This window comes from Marivivens donghaensis, from assembly GCF_011806565.1.
In the GTDB taxonomy this organism is placed as follows: domain Bacteria; phylum Pseudomonadota; class Alphaproteobacteria; order Rhodobacterales; family Rhodobacteraceae; genus Marivivens; species Marivivens donghaensis_A.
Genome location: NZ_JAATOP010000003.1, coordinates 259587 through 274000, shown reverse-complemented (window position 1 = coordinate 274000; position 14414 = coordinate 259587). Strand labels below are relative to the sequence as shown.

Annotated in this window: 18 protein-coding genes; 6 read left to right on the top strand and 12 right to left on the bottom strand. The window is 59.4% G+C overall.

Features of this window, described 5'->3' with window-relative positions:
* Nucleotides 1-24 precede the first annotated feature (24 nt).
* Entirely contained in the window at nucleotides 25-729 is a 705-nt protein-coding gene (deoD, locus tag HCZ30_RS06680; RefSeq protein WP_167637502.1) for a purine-nucleoside phosphorylase, read from the top strand.
* Nucleotides 730-782: 53 nt separating this feature from the next.
* Here deoD and HCZ30_RS06675 read toward each other — a convergent pair whose 3' ends face one another.
* The 11 genes from HCZ30_RS06675 to HCZ30_RS06625 all read right to left on the bottom strand — a co-directional run bounded on the left by HCZ30_RS06675 (nucleotide 783) and on the right by HCZ30_RS06625 (nucleotide 8069).
* Nucleotides 783-935 carry a hypothetical protein gene (locus HCZ30_RS06675; protein ID WP_167637501.1) on the bottom strand — a complete coding sequence of 51 codons (153 nt, stop codon included), beginning with the start codon at nucleotides 933-935 and terminating at the stop codon, nucleotides 783-785.
* Nucleotides 936-1086: 151 nt separating this feature from the next.
* A complete protein-coding gene (locus HCZ30_RS06670) occupies nucleotides 1087-1866 on the bottom strand; it encodes a succinate dehydrogenase iron-sulfur subunit (protein WP_167637500.1) in 780 nt (259 codons plus the stop codon).
* 22 nt (nucleotides 1867-1888) lie between these two features.
* A complete protein-coding gene (locus HCZ30_RS06665; RefSeq protein WP_167637499.1) occupies nucleotides 1889-2230 on the bottom strand; it encodes a hypothetical protein in 342 nt (113 codons plus the stop codon).
* A gap of 12 nt (nucleotides 2231-2242) precedes the next feature.
* The gene (locus tag HCZ30_RS06660; RefSeq protein WP_167637498.1) at nucleotides 2243-2524 is read right to left on the bottom strand and encodes a hypothetical protein; all 282 of its coding nucleotides are present in this window, start codon (nucleotides 2522-2524) and stop codon (nucleotides 2243-2245) included.
* On the bottom strand, nucleotides 2524-4332 hold the full coding sequence (sdhA, locus tag HCZ30_RS06655; protein ID WP_167637497.1) for a succinate dehydrogenase flavoprotein subunit: 1809 nt from the start codon (nucleotides 4330-4332) through the stop codon (nucleotides 2524-2526). The genes HCZ30_RS06660 and sdhA overlap by 1 nt, the downstream gene beginning before the upstream one ends.
* Before the next feature lie 12 nt (nucleotides 4333-4344).
* Nucleotides 4345-4716: a succinate dehydrogenase, hydrophobic membrane anchor protein gene (gene sdhD, locus HCZ30_RS06650; RefSeq protein WP_167637496.1), complete on the bottom strand. Its 372-nt coding sequence runs from the start codon at nucleotides 4714-4716 to the stop codon at nucleotides 4345-4347.
* Between the two features lie 10 nt (nucleotides 4717-4726).
* Complete coding sequence (gene sdhC, locus HCZ30_RS06645) at nucleotides 4727-5113, bottom strand: succinate dehydrogenase, cytochrome b556 subunit (RefSeq protein WP_167637495.1); 387 nt, start codon at nucleotides 5111-5113, stop codon at nucleotides 4727-4729.
* A 256-nt stretch (nucleotides 5114-5369) separates the two neighbouring features.
* On the bottom strand, nucleotides 5370-6398 hold the full coding sequence (locus HCZ30_RS06640) for a MaoC family dehydratase (RefSeq protein ID WP_167637494.1): 1029 nt from the start codon (nucleotides 6396-6398) through the stop codon (nucleotides 5370-5372).
* Nucleotides 6395-6598: a DUF1737 domain-containing protein gene (locus tag HCZ30_RS06635; RefSeq protein WP_167637493.1), complete on the bottom strand. Its 204-nt coding sequence runs from the start codon at nucleotides 6596-6598 to the stop codon at nucleotides 6395-6397. Before HCZ30_RS06635 ends, HCZ30_RS06640 begins: the two co-directional genes overlap by 4 nt.
* Before the next feature lie 43 nt (nucleotides 6599-6641).
* Complete coding sequence (locus HCZ30_RS06630; protein ID WP_167637492.1) at nucleotides 6642-7187, bottom strand: NnrU family protein; 546 nt, start codon at nucleotides 7185-7187, stop codon at nucleotides 6642-6644.
* 33 nt (nucleotides 7188-7220) lie between these two features.
* Entirely contained in the window at nucleotides 7221-8069 is an 849-nt protein-coding gene (locus tag HCZ30_RS06625) for an HpcH/HpaI aldolase/citrate lyase family protein (protein ID WP_167637491.1), read from the bottom strand.
* Nucleotides 8070-8316: 247 nt separating this feature from the next.
* Here HCZ30_RS06625 and HCZ30_RS06620 point away from each other — a divergent pair, with 247 nt between their 5' ends.
* Nucleotides 8317-9042: a PRC-barrel domain-containing protein gene (locus HCZ30_RS06620; RefSeq protein ID WP_167637490.1), complete on the top strand. Its 726-nt coding sequence runs from the start codon at nucleotides 8317-8319 to the stop codon at nucleotides 9040-9042.
* Nucleotides 9043-9095: 53 nt separating this feature from the next.
* Here HCZ30_RS06620 and HCZ30_RS06615 read toward each other — a convergent pair whose 3' ends face one another.
* The gene (locus HCZ30_RS06615; protein WP_167637489.1) at nucleotides 9096-9845 is read right to left on the bottom strand and encodes a sulfite exporter TauE/SafE family protein; all 750 of its coding nucleotides are present in this window, start codon (nucleotides 9843-9845) and stop codon (nucleotides 9096-9098) included.
* A 200-nt stretch (nucleotides 9846-10045) separates the two neighbouring features.
* Here HCZ30_RS06615 and mdh point away from each other — a divergent pair, with 200 nt between their 5' ends.
* The 4 genes from mdh (at nucleotide 10046) to sucC (ending at nucleotide 14409) form a co-directional block, all read left to right on the top strand.
* Nucleotides 10046-11008 (top strand): malate dehydrogenase, encoded by a 963-nt coding sequence (gene mdh, locus HCZ30_RS06610; protein ID WP_167637488.1) that lies wholly within the window; start codon nucleotides 10046-10048, stop codon nucleotides 11006-11008.
* A gap of 130 nt (nucleotides 11009-11138) precedes the next feature.
* Nucleotides 11139-12374, top strand: a complete 1236-nt coding sequence (pepT, locus tag HCZ30_RS06605; RefSeq protein ID WP_167637487.1) for a peptidase T — start codon at nucleotides 11139-11141, stop codon at nucleotides 12372-12374.
* A 5-nt stretch (nucleotides 12375-12379) separates the two neighbouring features.
* Entirely contained in the window at nucleotides 12380-13045 is a 666-nt protein-coding gene (locus HCZ30_RS06600; protein WP_167637486.1) for a class I SAM-dependent methyltransferase, read from the top strand.
* A gap of 170 nt (nucleotides 13046-13215) precedes the next feature.
* Complete coding sequence (gene sucC, locus HCZ30_RS06595) at nucleotides 13216-14409, top strand: ADP-forming succinate--CoA ligase subunit beta (protein ID WP_167637485.1); 1194 nt, start codon at nucleotides 13216-13218, stop codon at nucleotides 14407-14409.
* Nucleotides 14410-14414: the final 5 nt, after the last annotated feature.

Sequence of the window (14414 nt, the reverse complement as noted above, 5' to 3'; positions counted from 1 at the left end):
CTGCAAAATCGCACAGGACAACAAATGACTGTACATATTGGTGCAGAAATCGGCGACATCGCTGAAACCGTTTTGCTGCCGGGCGACCCGCTCCGCGCGAAATGGGCTGCCGAGAAGTTTCTTACAAATGTTAAAGAAGTAAACCGCACCCGCGGAATGCTCGGGTTTACCGGTGACTGGAACGGCAATCGCGTCACGTTTCAGGGCTCGGGAATGGGGATGCCCTCGCTGTCCATTTATGTGAACGAATTGATCCGCGATTTCGGTGCGAAGACCCTCATTCGCATCGGATCTTGCGGCGGGATGCAAGACCACGTTGGCATTCGCGATGTGATTATCGCGATGACGGCGAGCACGATTGCGACGCCCTCCTCCACCATTTTTCGCGAACTGAATTTCGCACCGACCGCCGATTGGTCGCTGCTTTCCGCTGCCGCCAAGGCCGCCGAAAAGCTGGACGCGAAAACGCATATTGGCGGCATCTATTCGTCGGACACGTTCTATGACGAGCGCCCCGATCTGAACGAACAGATGGAGCGTCACGGCATCCTCGCTGTCGAAATGGAAACGGCGGAGCTCTATATCCTCGCCGCCCGCTATGGCGTCCGCGCACTTTCGGTGCTGACCGTCAGCGATCACCTGAAAACGGGCGAGGCCCTTCCGAGCGAACAGCGCGAGCAGAGCTTTGGCGATATGGTCGAAGTCGCTCTGAGCGCCGCATTCGCCTGAAACGACAAAGCCCCGCTCAAACAGCGGGGCTTGCATCAGACAGAAACCTGAAATCAGTCGTAATACGCGTACATCTGCTCCAGAGCAGAAAGCGGACGATCATTGGTATTTGCTTGGACCGGAGTTTCCGGCTCGTAATAAGCAAACAGATCGGCAGCGTTTGCGACGTCTTTGGTTTCTTCTTTCTTAGCGACAGCAGCGGTCATTTCGGGGTCTCCTATTTTCCCCTCCCATGGCCGTTCAGATAGTCCCCTCCCCCGCCGCGTGAAACGGCCATTCGGGCATAGTCGCCATGCACCCCCGTCAAAGCAAAAAGCCCCGCAATTGCGGGGCTTTTGGTTGAATTCCGATGCTGGATCAGACCTGACGCTCGACCATCATCTTCTTGATGTTGGCGATTGCCTCTGCGGGGTTCAGACCCTTCGGGCAGGTCTTGGCGCAGTTCATGATGGTGTGGCAGCGGTACAGCTTGAACGGATCTTCCAGATCGTCCAGACGCTCGCCGGTGGCTTCGTCGCGGCTGTCGATGATCCAGCGGTAGGCGTGCAACAGCGCGGCCGGGCCGAGGTACTTGTCGCTGTTCCACCAGTAGCTCGGGCACGAGGTCGAGCACGAGGCGCACATCACGCACTCATACAGACCGTCGAGCTTTTTGCGGTCCTCAATCGACTGACGCCATTCCTTTTCGGGACGGTTCGTCTTGGTTTCCAGCCACGGCATGATCGACGCGTGCTGCGCGTAGAAGTGGGTGAGGTCGGGGATGAGGTCTTTGACCACCGGCATGTGCGGCAGCGGGTAGATCTTCACGTCGCCCTTGATCTCGTCGAGACCATAGATACAGGCCAGCGTGTTGCGACCGTCGATGTTCATCGCGCACGAACCGCAGATGCCTTCACGGCACGAACGGCGGAACGTCAGGGTCGGGTCGACCTTGTTTTTGATGTAAATGAGAGCGTCGAGAACCATCGGACCGCAATCGTCCATGTCGACGAAGTAGGTGTCGATCGCGGGGTTCTTCCCGTCATCGGGGTTCCAGCGGTAGATCTGGAACTTGCGGACGTTGGTCGCGCCTTCAGGCTTGGGCCAGGTCTTGCCCACCGTCATGCGGCTGTTCTTGGGAAGGGAGAATTGGACCATGGTTCAGGCTCCTGCCACTTGTTCAGTTGCCGGAAAGCGCGGCAGCCGCGCATCCGGTCGTCTCTGGACGGTTAAGGATATTGGACACGATGTAACGCGTGTCGGCCGTCGGCCCCGTGATGGCAGCGCCTGCAAGCGCGGCCAGTTCGGTGTCGCTGGCGGAGGTAACAATGCAACCGGCAACAGCGGTCGCAATAGTGGACGGGATCGTCTGACCCGTCGGAAGTGTGGTCTGCATGACGATCGGCACAACGACAGCTTCGGCAGACTGCACGGTCGCATTGCCGGCGGCCTCTTCGATCTGGCGCATATCACATCCGGCGGCGGCCAGAAGGGCAATGCTGAGTGCTGCGAGTTTCTTCATCATAACGTTCCTTTAGCTCCGCAATGCTGGCATCCGAATTGGACCCTGACCGGTCATGTCGACGACACAGCGTTCGTACACGACCATCGGGTCCTTGCCGGAAAAGGAGTCGAGCGAAATGCCGACCTCTCCACTGACATAGCTGCCGGAGCGCGAGTTGCTACCGATCGTGACCGAGCCGGTGGGTCCTTGCGCAAGGCGGGCCTTTTCTTCGCAAACCTGCGCAGCCCGCTCCGGAGAGACAGGCCCGCAGGCGGCAAGCGCCAGCAGAAGTGCAAGCGCCGCATACTTCATCAGAAGGTACGTGCCTTCGGAGCGATGGTCTCGAGGCTGATACCGCCCTCACCTTCGGTGGTGAGCGGATCAACGATGACCGGCCGGTAAGTCAGATCGACGTTGTTGCCATCGACACGCATGACCGAGTGGACGCGCCAGTTTTCGTCGTCACGGGTCGGGTGATCCTCGTGAGCGTGGGCACCGCGCGACTCGTGACGGGCTTCGGCACCAACGATGGTGGCCAGAGCGTTCGGCATGAGGTTCGTCAGCTCCAGCGTCTCCATCAGGTCGGAGTTCCATACCAGCGAGGTATCGGTGACGTGCAGATCGTTCAGCTTGCCCGCGATAGCAGTCATCGCCTCGACGCCGTCCTTCATGGTCTCGGCAGTACGGAAGACGGCAGCGTCACGCTGCATGGTCTTCTGCATCTCGAGACGCAGTTCTGCGGTAGGCGTGCCGCCCTGTGCGTAGCGCAGGCCGTCGAAACGGTCGAACGCCTTCTGGACAGCGGCCTTGTTGAGCGTTGGGTTGGCCTTGGTCGGGTCGACAACCTGACCGGCGCGGATCGCAGCAGCGCGGCCAAAGACCACGAGGTCGATCAGCGAGTTCGAACCCAGACGGTTCGCACCGTGGACCGAAGCACAGCCAGCTTCGCCGACAGCCATCAGGCCCGGAACCGTAGCGGTCGGGTTGTCGGCGGTAGGGTTCAGCACTTCGCCCCAGTAGTTGGTCGGAATGCCGCCCATGTTGTAGTGAACGGTCGGCAGAACCGGGATCGGCTCTTTGGTGACGTCGACGCCCGCAAAGATCTTTGCCGACTCCGAAATACCCGGCAGGCGTTCTGCCAGAGCTTCCGCCGGAAGGTGGTTGAGGTGCAGGTGGATGTGATCGCCATCCTTGCCCACGCCGCGGCCTTCGCGGATTTCCATCGTCATACAGCGGGACACGTAGTCACGCGGCGCGAGGTCTTTATAGTGCGGCGCATAACGCTCCATGAAGCGCTCGCCTTCGGAGTTGGTCAGATAACCACCCTCGCCGCGTGCGCCCTCGGTGATCAGACAGCCCGAACCGTAGATGCCGGTCGGGTGGAACTGAACGAATTCCATGTCCTGAAGTGCGAGGCCGGCACGGGCAACCATACCGCCACCGTCACCGGTGCAGGTGTGGGCCGAAGTCGCCGAGAAATACGCACGGCCATAACCGCCGGTGGCCAGAACGACCATCTTGGCGTTGAAGACGTGCATGGTGCCATCGTCGAGCTTCCAGCAGACAACACCGGTGCAAACGCCGTCGTCGCTCATGATGAGGTCGATGGCGAAGTATTCGATGTAGAATTCTGCCTGCTGCTTCAGCGACTGGCCATAAAGAGTGTGCAGGATCGCGTGGCCGGTACGGTCGGCGGCTGCGCAGGTACGCTGTACGGGCGGGCCTTCGCCGAACTCGGTGGTGTGGCCACCGAACGGACGCTGGTAGATCTTGCCTTCCTCGGTACGCGAGAACGGAACGCCGTAGTGCTCCAGTTCGTAAACGGCCTTGGGGGCCTCGCGGGCGAGGTATTCCATTGCATCGGTATCACCGAGCCAGTCCGACCCTTTTACGGTGTCGTACATGTGCCATTGCCAGCTATCGGGGCCCATGTTGCCCAGCGATGCCGCAATGCCGCCCTGCGCCGCGACGGTGTGCGAGCGGGTCGGGAAAACCTTGGAGATACACGCGGTGCGCAGGCCCTGCTCGGCCATGCCGAGGGTCGCGCGGAGGCCAGCGCCACCGGCGCCGACAACGACCACGTCGTATTCGTGAACTTCGTATTCGTAAGCTGCTGCCATCGGTCCTATTCCTTACAGAGCCAGTTTCGCGAGCGAGAACAGGCCCGTTGCCATCAGGCCGTAGGTAAATACGGTCATCAGGATGATGGAGATTTTCAGAGTGTGGCCGCGGGCGTAGTCCTGCATCAGGGTCTCGAAACCGCGGTTGAAGTGGTGCAGACCGAAGATGATCATCAGGCCGGTCACAATAGCGGGGATTGGATGCGAGAACGTCTCGAGGACGGTCGCGTAGTCGCTGCCCAGCGCCTTGCCGAAGATATAGATGAAGGTCGGCACGATGAATGCGAGGCCGGCGGCGCTGACCTGCATGTACCAGTGGTGTCCGGTACCCGAACCTGCGGCGCCTTTGCCGACGGCGCGCTTGCGATCAGTGATATAACGCATGTTCAGCCCCTCAGACGATAATGACGGTAAGAATGGTCAGCACGACCGAGCCGATCAGACAGGCCCAACCCAGCTTCTCAGCGGTCGGAATGTCGAGACCTTTGCCCGCGTCATAATAGAGGTGACGCAGACCGGCGAGGAAGTGATACCAGACGCCCAGTACCGACAGCGTCATAACGATGTCACCGATGAACGAAGTCATGATGCCGTTGACGGTATTGAAATACTCTTCGCCAGTCGCAGCGGCGCCGAGCCACCAGATGACCAGAACGGACGTAACGATCAGGGCGTTACCCGTGACGCGCGTCAGGATCGACGTCAGCATCGGGACTTGCCAGCGATAGATTTGCAGGTGCGGCGAAAGCGGACGTTCGACGCCCTTGGTTTCTCCAGCCATGACGATCCCCTTTTTCGGTTCGGCCATTGCACCGCAGTCGGGTGCGGGCCATCGGTATTCTTCTAGCGCATTTAACGGCACTGTCACGCTATCCTAACAGGGATATGCGACAAAAATTGCACCATTTAGCGGTAACAACCGCATTTGTGATCACACGTTTTGCATGTGTGATCACAAAATATTTCCTGACTGATTTAGTCACAATAACAAAACGACTCGCGCCGTATCCGCGATGCAAGTCGTCGTTTTTCCGACCTTAAATCGGCATCAGCGCCCAGTAATCGAGGTCGAGCAGCACCGTGGGAAGGTACTTGCCATCCTTGCCCTTCAGCTCGCCAGCCGTACCGCCCTTGGTCGCGACGAGGCGCAGACGGATCGCACCCACTCCGGGGACGTCGGTCTCGGCCTTATCCAGCACTTCCGACCACGCCTTGATCGTATCGCCCGAGAAACACGGGTTCGCGTGAGCTCCGCCATTCAGGCCAACGATCATTTGCGCGTTGGCGAGGCCATTAAACGACAGCGCGCGCGCCATGGAAATCACGTGACCACCGTAAATCAAACGACCTTCGGGGCGGAAGGTCAGGTCGAAGTGCACCTTCGCGGTATTCTGCCACAGACGGGTGGCGAGCATGTGCTCCGCCTCCTCCACGGTGACGCCATCGACGTGGTCAATCACCTCTCCGACCGCGTAATCGCCCCAACGGTGCGGCTCGCCCGCCAGCTCAAAATCGTAATTTTCGAACGTCAGGCTCTCTGGAATGACCAGATCTTCCACCGAAAGAGCACTTTTCAAATCCGGCAGCACGGTTTGTGGCGCGGGCGCCTCGACGTCCCGTTTACGCACCATCACCCAGCGCACGTACTCCATAACAACTTCATCGGTCTGGTTGAAACCGCGCGTACGCACGTAGACCACGCCGGTTTTGCCGTTCGAATTCTGCTTGATGCCGATGACCTCGCTCTCCGAGCGGAGCGTATCGCCCGGATAGACCGGTTTCAGCCAGCGACCCTCGGCATAGCCAAGGTTCGCGACCGCGTTCAGCGACACATCCGGAACGGTTTTGCCAAAGACAACATGGAATGCCAGCAGATCATCGACTGGCGATCCTTCAAGCCCGCAATCCCCCGCAAATACGTCCGAGGAGTACAGCGCGTGACGCGCCGGATAGAGCGCGTGATACAGCGCCCGCTCCCCTTCTGCGATGGTGCGCGGCACTGCGTGGCGGATGACCTGCCCGACCTGATAGTCTTCGAAAAAACGTCCCGGATTGGTTTTTGTCATAGCTGTCCCAGTTTGATGTCAGGTGAATATTCGCCCTCCACCACTTTCACGACGGCTTGCCCGCAGCGCATCACGCCGCGGCTCGCATCGAAAGCGTAGGTAGGCTCGCCATAAAGCTCCCAGCCCTTCGCGAGAGCTTCGGAAACCTTGTGGCAGAATTGAGAAGTGTCGTCCTCGGAGAGGAAGCGGTAGGCTTTCATCGCGATACATCCTTGGTAGGGCCGCGCCCCACCACGGGACGCATCAGCCGAAGGGCCAGTAGCCCAGCATACCGTGGATATAGCCGATTACGCCGAGGACAACCACGGCCCCCACGATCGCGCCGATTTCCTTGCCAGCAGAGCCACCCGTCGGCGGAACCCACTGCGGTTCGTCGCGGTTGATCAGCGCCATTTCCAGCAGTGCCCAGACCAGCATTCCGCCGAACAGCACGACCGACGCCCAGTCTCCGTTGACCAGAAGGTGCGCAACGGCCCAGACGATGACGCCCGTCAGCATCGGGTGACGGAAGCGGCGCGCGACCCATGTCTTCATACCCGAGGCGGCGAACAGATAGATCGCGATCAACATCAGCAGGTTGTTGACGTGACGCATGCCCGCAGGCGGATACCAGAGTTGACCGGAGTCCCACGCGCGGTAGCCGAAGATCATCAGCACGATCCCGACGCCCGACGCGATCGCGACCATGCGGTAGCCCCGCTTTCCCAGCTCCGCGCGATAGGTCGGCGCGATGCGGCGCAGCATGTGCGATAGGCTCCACAAAAGAAGCCCGAGAATGAGTAACAGCATGCCGCCCCCTGAAATTGGGAATCACGGACCCGATCAATGGTCCAGTGCTGCGATTGCAGCAACCTTGGACAGTGTTGCCCGTGCGGTGACGATATGCAAGTTTTCAACGATCTTTCCGTCAACAACGGCAACGCCTTGGCCGTTCGTAGTCGCTTTTTCGAACGCCGCGATCTGTCGGTTGGCGAGGTCGACCTCGGCCTCGCTGGGTGCAAACGCTGCATTCGCGATATCGACCTGGGCAGGATGGATAAGGGTTTTGCCGTCGAAACCCATATCGCGCCCCTGCTCGCATTCGGCTTTTAGGCCCTCTTCGTCCTTGAATGCGTTGTAGACGCCGTCGACGATGACCTTACCATAAGCACGGGCGGCGAGCAGCGCGGCTTCCAGCGCGTAGAGCAGCGGCTCGCGGTTCTGGCCTTTGCGCGTATTCAGATCCTTGGCGAGGTCGTTGGTACCCATCACAAAGCCCTCAAGCTTCGGATGCGCGGCGATGGCGGCGGCGTTGATGATCCCCAGCGGGGTTTCAATCATAGCCCAGATCGGCAGATCGCCCGTGATCTCCGCCAGCGCGTCGAGGTCGGCGGGGCTGTTGACCTTGGGCAGCAGGACGGCGTCGCAGTCCATCTCCACCACTTCGGTCGCATCGTCCCTGCCCCATTCGGTATCGAGGCCGTTGATCCGCACGACGCAATAGCGATTGCCGTAGCCGCCCTGATAGAGCGCCTCCTTCAGTGTATGGCGCGCGGCGACTTTCTCGTCCGGCGAAACCGCATCTTCGAGGTCGAACAGGATTGCATCGACGGGAAGGTTGCGCGCTTTTTCCAGCGCACGCTCCTTCGAGCCGGGGATATAGAGGGCGGAACGGAACGGACGATCGATCATTTGATTCTACCTCGCAACTTTGTTGCTCGCAACAGAACAAATGCGCACAAATACTTCAACGCAAAAATTGCCGCAACGCAGCACCGATGTCAGGAAAGGTATATTAAGGAAGCGCGCGTGAACGCCATCTGCGGTTGAAAGTTCCGTGCATTAAATCAAATTTGATATGCAACCAAAGCATTCCGCCATCGCTTTTCTCGGTACAAAGCGGCACAGCGCCGCCCCTTGAGTTTAAAGGAATGTCACTATGAAAAAGCTTCTTATGACCACCGCCGCTGCACTTGTTCTCGCAGTACCGGCGATTGCACAAGACGACACCACCGCCGTGACCAACGACACCGCAGCATCGACCGAAATGTCGACTGACATGGACACTTCGGCCGATACTGAAAACATGGATGCTGAAGCTGGTGCTTCGACCGAGATGAGCGCTGATGCCGAGACCGACACCGAGATGTCGACCGAAGAAGGCATGGGCGATGAAATGGGCGCTGACGAAGAAATGTCGTCCGACACCGAAATGGACGCCGAAGCAGGCACCGACCTGACCGCTGACACCGAAGCAGACGCAATGCCGGACGGCATGGCTGAAGAAATGTCGGAAGAAGATGCCACCGTAGGTATGGCTGCTGACACCGAGATGACCGGCAACGCCTACATGGACGGCTGGGTCGAAATCTCTATGGCTGGCGGCGACTTCTCGGCTGAAGAGCTGATCGACGCTGATGTTGTGAACGCCGAGAACGACACCGTTTCGTCGATCGATGACCTGATCCTGAACGAAGACGGTTCGATCCAAGCTGTTATCATGGACGTAGGTGGTTTCCTCGGCATCGGCGAAAAGTCGGTTGAAGTTTCGTACGACGAACTGACCATCCTTAAGCAGGAAGACGGCGAAGACATCAAGGTGTACATGAACACCACTGAAGACGCGCTGAACTCCATGCCGGAATACGAAAAAGACGCAATGTAATCTTTGCGCTCTTCTAAAGAGTTCGGGCCGCCCTTCGGGGTGGCCCTTTTTCTTTAGATCATCGCCATGATGGCGTCATAGACGAGCTTGAGCGACACGATACCCAGCGCGATGATGACGAAGTTGTAGAAGATCTTGTCCGGCAGGATTTTCACCAAACGCACCCCGACAAAGACCGAGATCACGGCAGGAACCATCAGGATCGCACTGACGCCGAGGCTGTGCAGGTTGATCTGCCCTAGCATCGCGTAGGGGATCAGCTTGATCGCGTTGATGTAGGCGAAGGCCAGCGTGATAGTGCCCGCAAACACCATCTTCGGCAGCTTCAGCGGCAGCACGAACATCTGATACGGCGGACCGCCCGAATGGCTGACGAAGCTGGTGAAGCCCGCAATGGCGGTCCAGAAATAGCCCTTCGGTTTACTCAGCGGCTCCGCCTCGACCTCTGCCCCGCGTTTGAGGATGAAGTTCAGGGCGAACAGCACACCGATGAGGCCGACGAACAGCGTCACGACATGCTCGGACACAACCGACGCCAGCAGGCCGCCGATCACAACGCCGACTGTTCCGCCGATGATGGATATGATGAGAACCTGCTTGTCGAAATGCTTGCGGTAGGTCCACACGCCGAAGATGTCCGACACCACGAACACCGGCAGAAGCAGGCCCGCAGCGACGACCGGATCAATCGCCAGAGCCATGACAGGCACGGCAATCGTCCCCAGCGCGGCAAGTCCCCCTTTACTCAGTCCGACGCTGATCGCAGCGATGACCGAGACGATCCAAAATGCCGTACCGTCCATAATTTACCTTTAAAAAGAATCACAGAACCGCTGATACACCTCATGCGGAACGCCATTGTGTGCAATTGTATGCACAAGTTTAGCGCAAACACCCCAAGCGATATAGGAACAATGTCGCCTTACCCCTTCGTGTACTTGATTGCACGCAACGAAAGGGCTACGCCATGCCCCGACCTCAACCTTAATTAAGGACGGAATTCATGGCTCGACCCAAGATTGCCCTCATCGGCGCCGGTCAGATCGGTGGCACCCTCGCCCACCTCGCCGCAATCAAAGAACTCGGTGACGTTGTTCTCTTCGACCTCAACGACGGCATGGCTCAGGGCAAAGCCCTCGACCTTGCAGAATCGGGCCCTTCCGAAGGTTTTGATGGTTCCTTCAAAGGCACCGCCGACTACGCTGACATTGCTGGCGCTGACGTCTGCATCGTAACCGCTGGCGTTCCGCGCAAGCCGGGCATGTCGCGCGATGACCTTCTGGGCATCAACCTCAAAGTCATGAAGTCGGTCGGCGAAGGCATCAAAGCCCACGCTCCGGACGCATTCGTCATCTGCATCACCAACCCGCTCGACGCGATGGTCTGGGCTCTGCAGAAGTTCTCGGGTCTGCCGACCAACAAGGTCGTTGGCATGGCTGGCGTTCTGGACTCGGCTCGCTTCCGTCACTTCCTCTCGGTCGAATTCAACGTGTCGATGCGCGACGTCACCGCCTTCGTTCTGGGCGGCCACGGCGACACCATGGTTCCGTCGGTTCGCTACTCCACCGTTGGCGGCATCCCGCTGCCGGACCTCGTCGACATGGGCTGGACCTCGCAGGAAAAACTGGACGCCATCGTTCAGCGCACCCGTGACGGCGGCGCAGAAATCGTTGGCCTGCTGAAGACCGGCTCGGCCTTCTACGCTCCGGCGACCTCGGCAATCGAAATGGCCGAAGCTTACCTGCGCGACCAGAAGCGCGTTCTGCCGTGCGCGGCCTACTGTGACGGCGAAATCGGCGTCAAAGGCATGTACGTCGGCGTTCCGACCGTCATCGGCGCCAACGGCGTTGAGAAAGTCATCGACATCAAGCTCAACAAAGAAGAGCAGGTCATGTTCGACAAGTCGGTCGACGCCGTTAAGGGCCTCGTCGACGCTTGCAAGCAGATCGACAGCTCGCTGGCCTAATCGCCGCGCAGCACCGAATACGAAGGGCGGCCCACGGGTCGCCCTTTTGCTTTTGCAGACGGACATGTGCAGGCCCTGCGTTGACACACGCGCCTCTCGGGCGCAGATCTTCGGGCAATAGGAGATTTCCATGACGAACTTTACAGACGAACTCGAAACCCGCCTTTGCCGCTATGCTGCAATTGATAGCCAGTCCGACATCGACAGCATGTCCCAGCCGTCCACCGACATCCAGTTCGGGATGCTAAACCTGCTGCGTGACGAGCTGACCGAAATCGGCGCAGAGGACGTGACGATCACCGAATACGGCGTCGTGCTGGCGACCATCCCCGCCACAGCCGAAGGCCCGACCATTGGTTTCCTTGCGCACGTCGACACCGCGCCGCAGTTCAACGCGACCAACGTGAAGCCTCGTGTGATCAAAGGCTACAACGGCGGCACCATCACTTTCCCCGACAATCCCGACCTGTCGATGTCGCCCGACCAGTTCCCTTATCTGGCCGAAAAAGTCGGCGACGACCTGATCACCGCGTCGGGCCTCACGCTGCTCGGCGCTGACGATAAGGCCGGCGTTGCCATCATCATGGCCGCCGCCCGTCACATGCTGGAAAACAAGGACATTCCGCACGGCAAAATCCGCGTGGCCTTCACCCCCGATGAAGAAGTCGGTCGCGGCGTCGATCCGCGCCTGCCCGACGAACTTGGCGTCGATTGGGCCTATACCTTCGACGGCGGTCGCCTTGGCGAGATCGAATTCGAGACGTTCTCTGCCGACGGTGCAGAGATCAGAGTCACCGGCGTTTCGATCCACCCCGGTTTCTCCAAGGACAAGCTGGTCAACGCCACACATCTCGCGTCGAAGATCGTGCAGACCCTGCCGCAATGGGCGATGACGCCCGAGACGACCTCGGGCCGCGAAGGTTTCGTCCATGTGGTCGATATGAACGGCGGTAGCTCGGAAATGACCGTCCGCGTCATCATCCGCGACTTCGAACTCGACGGACTGGAGGCCAAGGGCCAGATGATCCGCGACGTGTGTAACGCCGTCGCCGCGACCGAACCCCGCGCCAAGATTACTTGCGAAATCAGCCCCCAGTACCGCAACATGCGCTACTGGTTGGAAAAGGACATGACGCCCGTCAACCTCGCGACCGAAGCGGCGAAGGAATTGGGCCTCAATCCCAAATCCGTTCCGATCCGCGGCGGCACCGATGGCTCGCGCCTGACCGAGATGGGCGTCCCCTGCCCCAACCTGTTCACGGGGATGCAGAACATCCACGGCCCGCTCGAATGGGTTTCGGTTCAGGACATGGCCCGCGCGACAGAGCTTTGCCTCACCATCGCGCAACGCGCTGTCAAAGGCTGACGCGAATGCCGGTTTCGCCCTACGAGACGCCTGGTTTCTATGATCGGGCCATCGCCGACGGAAAGCACCGCGACATCGTCGGCGGGCGTTGGGATGAAACCGGACGTGCCCAGATGGGCATCCTGCGTGAGGCGGGTCTGCTGCCTCACCACCATCTCCTCGATATCGGTGCGGGCTCGCTGCGGCTCGGCTGCAAGGCGGTCCCGTATCTGGAAAGCGGCCACTACTGGGCGACCGACTTTTCCCGCGACATCATGCTGGCGGGTCACGCGAAAGAACTCGAAGACCCCACCGCGCTGCGCAAGAGCCACCTGATTCAGGACGCGACCTTCGATTTTCCGCGCGTCCCCGCCGAAATCACCCACGCCATCGCCTTCGCGGTCTTCCCGCACCTGCCGATCGCGTTCCTGCGCCGCGCGCTTATGAACCTGTCCCGCTTTCCCGCGCTGGAGCAGTTCCTCTTCACCGTCTTTCTGGCCCCCGATGCCGTCGCTTCGACGCGCCCCTATCGTCAGCCTGACGGTGTGGTCACACACGACATCCGTGCGCCCTATCATGTTCTGGAAACGGATATCGACCATCTGGGGTCCGTAACCGACTGGAGCATCACCGGACAGCCCGTGATGTTGCCCCGAGGTCAGGTCCTTTTCATCGCCCGCCCCAACCGCTGATTTGATTCTTTATATCCTAAAGAACAAGGGCGAGTGAAATTTGTGATCACACCCAGAAAAACTGTGATCACAAATGTCGGGTTTTACCGCAAACAGCTAAGTTTGTCGTTCTAAGGTCCGTTTTAGTGTGCTTAGTGGGGTGCAAAGCGAAGCACAGCGAGGACTACTCGATGAACATTCACGAATATCAGGCCAAGGCGCTCCTGCGCAGCTACGGCGCTCCGGTCTCGGAAGGCCGTGCCGTACTGAAGGCCGAAAATGCCAAGGCGGCAGCAGGCGAACTTGACGGTCCGCTTTGGGTCGTCAAAGCCCAGATCCACGCAGGTGGACGCGGCAAAGGCTCCTTCAAGGAAGCCGAAGCTGGCGAAAAGGGCGGCGTGCGCCTGGCCAAGTCGGTCGAAGAGGCCGCCGAAGAAGCCAAGAAGATGCTGGGCAAGACCCTCGTCACCCACCAGACCGGTCCGGCTGGTAAGCAGGTGAACCGCATCTACATCGAAGACGGTTCGGACATCGAACGCGAACTGTACCTCGCCCTGCTGGTCGACCGCGTATCGTCGCGCGTCTCCTTCGTCTGCTCGACCGAAGGCGGCATGGACATCGAGGAAGTTGCAGCGTCGACCCCCGAGAAAATCCTCTCGTTCTCCGTCGATCCGGCCACCGGCTACCAGGCCTACCATGGCCGCCGCATCGCATTTGCCCTCGGCCTCGAAGGTTCGCAGGTCAAGGAATGCGTCAAGCTGATGGGCATTCTCTACAAAGCCTTCATGGAAAAAGACATGGAGATGCTTGAGATCAACCCGCTGATCGTCATGACCAACGGTTCGCTCAAGGTCCTCGACGCCAAGCTCGGCTTCGACGGCAACGCGATCTACCGCCAGCCGGACATCGCCGAACTGCGCGACGAAACCGAAGAAGACCCGAAGGAACTTCAGGCGTCCAAGTACGACCTGAACTACATCGCTCTCGACGGTGAAATCGGCTGTATGGTGAACGGTGCTGGTCTGGCTATGGCCACCATGGACATCATCAAGCTCTACGGCGCAGAGCCGGCAAACTTCCTCGACGTAGGTGGCGGCGCCACCAAAGAGAAAGTGACCGAAGCGTTCAAGATCATCACCTCTGACCCGAACGTCAAAGGCATCCTCGTCAACATCTTCGGCGGCATCATGCGTTGCGACGTCATCGCTGAGGGCGTTGTCGCTGCGGTCAAGGAAGTCGGTCTTCAGGTTCCGCTCGTCGTTCGCCTCGAAGGCACCAACGTCGAGAAGGGCAAAGAGATCATCAACACCTCCGGCCTTAACGTCATCGCAGCCGACAACCTGTCGGACGGCGCAGAGAAAATCGTTAAAGCGGTGAAGGGCTAAGAATT

Excerpts from the sequence above, each read along its gene's own strand:
- deoD (WP_167637502.1), top strand. The coding sequence starts at position 25 with ATGACTGTACATATTGGTGCAGAAATCGGCGACATCGCTGAAACCGTT.
- HCZ30_RS06675 (WP_167637501.1), bottom strand. The coding sequence starts at position 935 with ATGACCGCTGCTGTCGCTAAGAAAGAAGAAACCAAAGACGTCGCAAAC.
- HCZ30_RS06670 (WP_167637500.1), bottom strand. The coding sequence starts at position 1,866 with ATGGTCCAATTCTCCCTTCCCAAGAACAGCCGCATGACGGTGGGCAAG.
- HCZ30_RS06665 (WP_167637499.1), bottom strand. The coding sequence starts at position 2,230 with ATGAAGAAACTCGCAGCACTCAGCATTGCCCTTCTGGCCGCCGCCGGA.
- HCZ30_RS06660 (WP_167637498.1), bottom strand. The coding sequence starts at position 2,524 with ATGAAGTATGCGGCGCTTGCACTTCTGCTGGCGCTTGCCGCCTGCGGG.
- sdhA (WP_167637497.1), bottom strand. The coding sequence starts at position 4,332 with ATGGCAGCAGCTTACGAATACGAAGTTCACGAATACGACGTGGTCGTT.
- sdhD (WP_167637496.1), bottom strand. The coding sequence starts at position 4,716 with ATGCGTTATATCACTGATCGCAAGCGCGCCGTCGGCAAAGGCGCCGCA.
- sdhC (WP_167637495.1), bottom strand. The coding sequence starts at position 5,113 with ATGGCTGGAGAAACCAAGGGCGTCGAACGTCCGCTTTCGCCGCACCTG.
- HCZ30_RS06640 (WP_167637494.1), bottom strand. The coding sequence starts at position 6,398 with ATGACAAAAACCAATCCGGGACGTTTTTTCGAAGACTATCAGGTCGGG.
- HCZ30_RS06635 (WP_167637493.1), bottom strand. The coding sequence starts at position 6,598 with ATGAAAGCCTACCGCTTCCTCTCCGAGGACGACACTTCTCAATTCTGC.
- HCZ30_RS06630 (WP_167637492.1), bottom strand. The coding sequence starts at position 7,187 with ATGCTGTTACTCATTCTCGGGCTTCTTTTGTGGAGCCTATCGCACATG.
- HCZ30_RS06625 (WP_167637491.1), bottom strand. The coding sequence starts at position 8,069 with ATGATCGATCGTCCGTTCCGTTCCGCCCTCTATATCCCCGGCTCGAAG.
- HCZ30_RS06620 (WP_167637490.1), top strand. The coding sequence starts at position 8,317 with ATGAAAAAGCTTCTTATGACCACCGCCGCTGCACTTGTTCTCGCAGTA.
- HCZ30_RS06615 (WP_167637489.1), bottom strand. The coding sequence starts at position 9,845 with ATGGACGGTACGGCATTTTGGATCGTCTCGGTCATCGCTGCGATCAGC.
- mdh (WP_167637488.1), top strand. The coding sequence starts at position 10,046 with ATGGCTCGACCCAAGATTGCCCTCATCGGCGCCGGTCAGATCGGTGGC.
- pepT (WP_167637487.1), top strand. The coding sequence starts at position 11,139 with ATGACGAACTTTACAGACGAACTCGAAACCCGCCTTTGCCGCTATGCT.
- HCZ30_RS06600 (WP_167637486.1), top strand. The coding sequence starts at position 12,380 with ATGCCGGTTTCGCCCTACGAGACGCCTGGTTTCTATGATCGGGCCATC.
- sucC (WP_167637485.1), top strand. The coding sequence starts at position 13,216 with ATGAACATTCACGAATATCAGGCCAAGGCGCTCCTGCGCAGCTACGGC.